At 69.3% G+C, this 1,922-nt stretch carries 1 protein-coding gene and 1 pseudogene; both read right to left on the bottom strand.

Annotation, left to right across the window (positions count from 1 at the left end):
* Positions 1-616: pseudogene (locus tag ABZ641_RS35400) on the bottom strand (hypothetical protein); the annotation flags it as partial.
* A gap of 352 nt (positions 617-968) precedes the next feature.
* Positions 969-1,820, bottom strand: a complete 852-nt coding sequence (locus ABZ641_RS35395; RefSeq protein ID WP_359988513.1) for an IS5 family transposase — start codon at positions 1,818-1,820, stop codon at positions 969-971.
* Positions 1,821-1,922 lie beyond the last annotated feature (102 nt).

The raw sequence follows: 1,922 nt of genomic DNA, 5'->3' as shown, positions 1-1,922 counted from the left end.
AGGTGGCCCCGGGCAGCCCCGAGGCCTGGGCCTGGGCGACGTGGTTGGCGAGGGTCGGATTGGTTGCCCGGCTGTAGTAGACCGGCGACGGGTGCCAGTACACGACGCATCCAACCTTCAGGTTGCCCGGAACCGCGTTGTCGCAGCGGATGTTGCTGCGGTTGTAGGGCTGCGCGATGTCGTTGTACCCGGGCGTCTTGAAGACGAGGTTCCAGGTGGTGGTGCAAAAACCGACGGCGCCGGGAGCGGTTGCGGTCGTGTTGTAGAAGGAGGTTCCGACGCGCCACGTGCTCAGCGGGGACAGCCCCTGGGCGGGGAATTCGGAGTTCACCTTGCTGCACGATCCGCTGGCCGTGGTACCGCCCTCGACCGTGGCGTTCAGGGCATCGCCCCAGCCCCAGTAGCCAGCAATCTCGATCTGGTGGCCCCAGGTCGCCTGGGACTTGTCGGTGTACTCGTAGCTGATCACATCCATGTAGACCTCGCCGGTCCACTTGCGGGCGCCGTTCTCCGTGACCCAGGTCCGGATCCAGCCGGTGGAGAGCTCGCAGGCCTGGTCGCGGAACCCGTACACCCCGCCGTTGGGGTGGTCGTAGCACCAGCTCGGAAGGGGCACGGCCGATCCGCTGGCCGCCACTCCAGTGCGGGGCGCGGCCGTCAGGCCGGCCGGAGCGTGGGGCCGCGGCGTGTGTCCCTTCGGGGCGGGGACGACGACCAGACAGGCCCCGGCCGTCCGCCCCGCTGGCGCCTCACAGCCCGCTTCGGTGCGGCCGAGCACGGCCTTGTCCGCACTGGGCCCTGGGCCCGGCGTCGGCAGGTCGACTTCCTGCCGGGTCGGACGGTTGATCGTCGGTGAGTTGTCAGTACGGGCGTCTGCGGCGGCGCCCGCAGATCCTGTCCCGGTGGCTATCAGAGCGACTGCGGCCACCGCCACCATCGCGCGACGTATAAGGGCGTCCGCCAGTAGGTCATCGGATTCGTGGGCTTCGAGGGCGGGTGTTCCAGCGGTAGAGGGTCCAGGCGCGTCGGATCAGGCAGCGGACCGTGATGACGGTGGCGGCCAGGGCGAGGAAGAACTCGACGGCCGCTCTCCGGCGTTCGGTGCAGCGCCGGAGCTTGCCGAAGTTGTTCATCCAGGAGTTCGTGCGCTCGACGACCCACCGGCCGCCGGTCTGGATCGGGCTCTTCGCGCCGCGCGGGGCGATGCGGGCGTCGATCCTCCGGCCAGCCAGGTCATCGTGGACGATCCGGTAGTCGTAGCCGGCGTCCAGGGCGAGACGTGGATACTCCGGCAGCGGCCCGAGGGCCTGTTCGAGGGCGGTGAAGCGGTCGAGGGTGGCGGGCAGCAGGGTGTGGTCGCGGGTGTTGGCCGGCGCCGGTTCGGTGACCAGGGGTATTCCGGTGCCGTCGGTCAACTGTGAGCGTTTCAGCCCGAGTTTGGCGCGGTCGACCGGGCTCTTCCCGGCGCATTCACCGCCGGAGGGCGCCTTGGTGATGCAGCCGTCGGCGCTGAGGCGGTCGAGTTTGAGGCCGATCATGCGGTCGCAGGCGGCGAGCGCGAGCAGCCGCAGGCTCTCCATCACGCCGTCGGCGATCCACTCGTTGCGGCGTCGGCGAAAGGTGGTGGCCGAGCAGTGCTCGTCGGCGGCGCGTTCGTATCCGCAGCCGAAGACCAGGACCTGCACCAGCCGGTCGAAGACGACGGCGTCGCTGATCCGAGGGTTGTGACAGCCCAGCGGGTGCCGGTCCTCGCGCACGGGCAGGAGCGCGAGGAACTGGTCGCGGATCGGGTCGAGAATGCATGATGGGACGGCAGGCACGGATCCCCCGGTGATCATGAAGCGTAGAGAACTCCATGATCGGGTGAACCGTGCCTGCCCTGCTGCCAGCACCTACCGGCGGACGCCCTAAGCAGCAACTTG

The sequence above is a fragment of the Kitasatospora sp. NPDC007106 genome (genome assembly GCF_040634455.1).
Lineage (GTDB): Bacteria > Actinomycetota > Actinomycetes > Streptomycetales > Streptomycetaceae > Kitasatospora > Kitasatospora arboriphila.
This window is presented reverse-complemented; position numbering and strand designations above follow the sequence as displayed.